Annotated in this window: 2 protein-coding genes; one reads left to right on the top strand and one right to left on the bottom strand. The window is 56.5% G+C overall.

Annotated elements, in window-relative coordinates; all coding sequences use genetic code 11:
- Positions 1–70: 70 nt before the first annotated feature.
- Positions 71–1,987 carry an FkbM family methyltransferase gene (locus CQ13_RS40125; RefSeq protein ID WP_063800042.1) on the bottom strand — a complete coding sequence of 639 codons (1,917 nt, stop codon included), beginning with the start codon at positions 1,985–1,987 and terminating at the stop codon, positions 71–73.
- Positions 1,988–2,873: 886 nt separating this feature from the next.
- Here CQ13_RS40125 and CQ13_RS07350 point away from each other — a divergent pair.
- Positions 2,874–4,482 (top strand): hypothetical protein (locus CQ13_RS07350; RefSeq protein ID WP_156433560.1); only part of this gene is annotated, 1,609 nt, incomplete at its 3' end.

Raw genomic sequence — 4,482 nt, 5'->3', positions numbered from 1 at the left:
CCTCTCGTCCTCGTCTTGGGCCAGAGCGAGCTTCAAACTGGATTAAGCCCGTGGGGCACGGTCAGTTAGGCTAAAAAGACAATATGCTTCCATCAGCGATGGCCGCTAATTCGTCGCGGCGATCGGAGTGCAGGAACACATAGTTCGTCTCGGGGGTCTCCTCGTCAACGGCATCGATTTCACGGAGGCGATGGTCACCGACTGCCCAGCACCGGTATCCACTTTCAGCCAACAGACGAATAATGTCGTGGGGATGATAGTCGAGCTGGCGGGCACATTTGCGCAGCATTTCAAGGAAAATGACCGGCTTATCGCGCTCGATCACCCGCGCCGCACCACGCAACACGTGAAGTTCGCCACCTTCGACATCACACTTGATCAGATCGATCCTCGCGATCTGTTCTCGCTCAACGATGTCGTCGAGCTTCTCGAGCAGAACGCTGACCTGAATGGTTCGCTCTTCCGGATGAAGGTTTTTAGCCGATGCGGCAACGGAGCCGGAGACTTCGGGCAGGAAGAACTGTGTCGTCCCACTCTGATCGCTCAGCCCAAAGTCGAAGATCCGAACGCGATCTTCGAGCCCGTTGAGAAGGACATTGCGCATCAGCTTGGCGCGTGTGGAGGGAACCGGCTCGAAGCAGAATATCCTGCTCGTCTTGTTGACAGTGCTTGCGAGGTGAATTGCATACCAGCCGACGTTGGCTCCTACGTCGAAAATTACCGCGGCTTTCCTGGTAAGATTCGACAGGACGACCAGCTCCTGTGGCTTATACTCACCATCGAGCAAAGCGATATTGGGCGCCGTGCGCATATCCTCTGGATCCCAGACGAATCGCGCTCCATTTGTCAACTGCAGCCGCAGTTCGTCCGCGTCAATTTCAACCGCATGCACTCCTCCTTTTCTGAGCATTGGTTGTAACTGTCGGACCAGCGCGGCCCTGCCGGAGGCTTGCCGCCAGAACGTATTGCGATCCAGGCGGCCCTCAGCCCGCTCGACTTTCAGGTCCGAGAGTCCCGGTAGCAGAGGGGCGACGGGCGACGCTGCTGGAACAAAATTCACGCGCTCCCGCTCGATAACCAGAGGACGTTTGCGTACCTGTGAATGGATCGCGACGATATATTCTCCAATGAACCCGAGCACGAACAGAAAGATGCCAAAAAAGAACGTCACCATCATGATCAGCAGCGGTATACCGGGCGGAGCGAGCTCGCGATGGTAGAGCGCGCTGATGATAAACAGACACAGAGTTGCGAGCACGCTCAGAGCAGCAACGGCAAAGCCGCAAGCGAGAACCAGCCGGATTGGGACGTTGCTGAATGATATGATGCCATTCAGCCCCTGATCGACCAGACGCACGAAGGTCGACGAGGAGACACCATGGCGGCGGCGCGTCCAGGTATAGGGGACGCCCGTTGCCTTGAATCCACAATAGGCAATCATGCCGCGGACGTACGGAAAGTGGTCATCCATCTTGATGACATGTTGGGCGACGACGCGATCGATCAGCTGGTACTCGCCAACATTTTCTGGAATGAAGAACGGAGACAATGAGTTCACCAAACGGTAGAAAATCCTGCGGCTGGTTCGCAGCAGCCATGCTTCCTCGCGCTGCTGGCGGATGCCGTAGACGACTTCATAGCCTTGCTCCCACAGCCGAACGAAATCAACCATGATTGCCGGTGGGTCCTGCAGGTCCGCGGCCAGCATCACAACAACCGCATCGCCGCAGCTCGCGGTGAGACCGTTGAAAATGTTTGCGAACGGGCCGAAATTTCGCGAATTAACGATCAGCTTGACGTGGCTATCCCACGCGGCAATCGCCCGTACCTTGTCACAGGTTCGGTCCGTCGATGAATTGTCGCAAAAGATATGCTCGTAGTCGTACCGCTTGAGCGGCCCATCGAATAGCGCACGCACCTGGCGATAGCATCCGTCAACGTTAAGCTCTTCGTTGTAGCAGGGAGTGACGACACTGATCTTGCGCATTTCGACGGTCCGGATGGGAGTAGCTGTGCGTGGCCCGAACACAGATGGGGATAGCAAGAGTCCGCGGGTAAAAATCGGCTCTTGAGGGATATCGCGAAGTCGGCATAACCGAAGATGCGGACGTCGAGTATGGCGTGGTGCGGCAAGAGACGATGGCGCGCTTCTGCTTCGAGTGTCGCCAGCGGGTAGGCGGGAAAAGACCCAAGTCGATTGACCGGTACCGAAAGCTGCGAATCTTCGTCGACTGCTTTGGAAAAATCTCCACCGTAGACTGCGCCGCTCGAGAAGAAAGCATGCCACATCGATTAGGGCTGTTGGCGAACAGATTGTGATTGATCTTGATGCCGTAAGTGGGGCTGACGGGCCTAACGTCCATCGACCGACAAGTGGCATGTTTCTGTCATCTAGATCAACTATTGGCGCTGGTAGTTGACCGTGACGCAAATTGTTGCATCTCGCTGTAGATGAAGAGTGGCGCCAAAGCCTTGACAATTACAAGATGCTCGATCGTTGATGGCGGAAATTCAAAAAATGCGCACGAGCGGCAAAGCCTCTTTCATACGAACCTTGACATTGGGCGCGCCTATGAAAGGCTTTTACGAATCCCTACACTGTACCAGGCATTTAAAAATTGTCGGTGGACACGTCGAGCCCGCCATATCTTGGCTGCCATTTATAGAGGGTTGCGCTGCTTATCCGTGTTTGCGGCACACGTCCGTCGTATTGGCCCCGGCTCAATCGGCTCGGCTTCATTTCCGTCTCGTTCCGAGATTACAAACTCTACCAATTTTGGCAGGAGATTGCGGGTCTCAGGTCAGTTAGAAAATCCTTGAGGCTAATCTCCATTGGAATGGGCCTCGTGTACGAGGTTGGCAGGAAGGGACCTATGCCAAGAGATAACCACTTTGCCAACGGAAGGACGTTATCGGTCCTGCTGGATCGGACTTTGCTGGCTCTGTCTGCCATAACCACAGCAATCCTTTTCGCTTGGCTGCTATACTACAGCAGTTACGGTCTCGTTCTCAGCGACGAAGGTTTTTACCTCAACTACATCGCGAATCCATTCGGCTACGCAATCAACATGCCGCCGACCCTCTTCGGCTTCGTCTATCACTGGCCATATCAGTGGGCGGGGGGCGACATCGCAATGCTTCGCATGGCGAACGTCACGCTTACTATGGCGCTGGGCTGGATTCTCAGCTTCCTTGTGATCCGGCGCCTCTGGAAAGCGGGCTGGCCGCAGGCGGCGGTGCTATCGGCAGGGATCGCTAGCTTGACATTTTGCGACTCTTACTTCTGGGTGCTTACCCCCAGCTATTACACACTGGCCTTTCAATCGCTCTTGATGGTGATGATCGGCTTGCTGTTAGCCGAATGGCCAGGGCGCATGCGCCTGGTCTTGGGGTGGATCCTGGTCGGCGTTGGCGGCTGGTGCTGCTTCATGGCCAAGCCGACCACCGCTGCGGCCATTGCCCTCGTCATTGTGCTCTATATCGTCGTTTTGCGCCGAAATTCGCTGCTGCCCATGCTTGGCGCCGCGCTGGTCGCTCTCCCTCTAATGGTCGTGACCGCCTACTTAATCGACGGCGGCATCACCGGGATGGTGACCCGGATGATCAACAGTGCTGAGATGGAAATCCTGCTGGATGCCGGGCACGAGGTGTCTCTCATGTTTCGGATCGACTGGATCACCACCAGCCGCTCGCAAGTCGCCATCGCTGTACTAACGGCGATAGCCGTTCTGCTCAGCATTCTCATGGGGGCTACGCACAAGTTGCTCGCATCGATGGCTCTCGCTGCGGCGTTGATCGTAACAATAGCGATTGCGCTACTGGGGACCGATCCGATCAACATCGAGCCCTCAACCCTGTTCCTGGTGTCAGCCTTCACATGCCTTGGCGCGATGTTCTATGGTGAGGGATTGCTTCTGCGCACCCAGACTCCGACCAGCATCGCTCTGGCGCTAACCTTTTTGGTAATGCCGCACCTGTTTGCACTGGGCTCAAATCTCAATTACTGGCGCGTCGGTGCGAGGGACGCCTTGTTCTGGATGCTCGCGGTCGTTGCTTTCCTGAGCCCTCTTGCGCAACAGGGACGCAGCGTCGCCACCCTGCTACCCCTGATGGTGGTGGCACAGTTGCTCGCTGCATCAGTTGTCAATGGTGGCATCCTGAAGCCGCATCGTCAGCTGAAAGATGTGCGCGCCTATACCGCTGTCATGCCCATGCCGGGTGATAGCAAACTGGTGCTCTCGCAATCGTTCCACGACTATCTGGCCACGGCCAGAGCCCAGGCCCGTGCGGCCGGCGTTGAAGTCGGTACCCCGGTGGTCGATCTCGCTGGCTTCTCGCCGAGCCTGCTATATGTGCTCGAGACGCGAGCGCTCGGTCTACCATGGCTTCTCGGGGGATATCCCGGCAGTAACGCAGTCGCGGTGAAAGCGCTCGGACTTGAGAACTGCGCCGATCTGGCCAAAGCGTGGGTAGTGATCGAGC

The sequence above is a fragment of the Bradyrhizobium retamae genome, from assembly GCF_001440415.1.
Lineage (GTDB): Bacteria > Pseudomonadota > Alphaproteobacteria > Rhizobiales > Xanthobacteraceae > Bradyrhizobium > Bradyrhizobium retamae.
This window is presented reverse-complemented; position numbering and strand designations above follow the sequence as displayed.

Coding starts and splice junctions, on each gene's coding strand:
- CQ13_RS40125 (WP_063800042.1), bottom strand. CDS start 1,987: ATGCGCAAGATCAGTGTCGTCACTCCCTGCTACAACGAAGAGCTTAAC.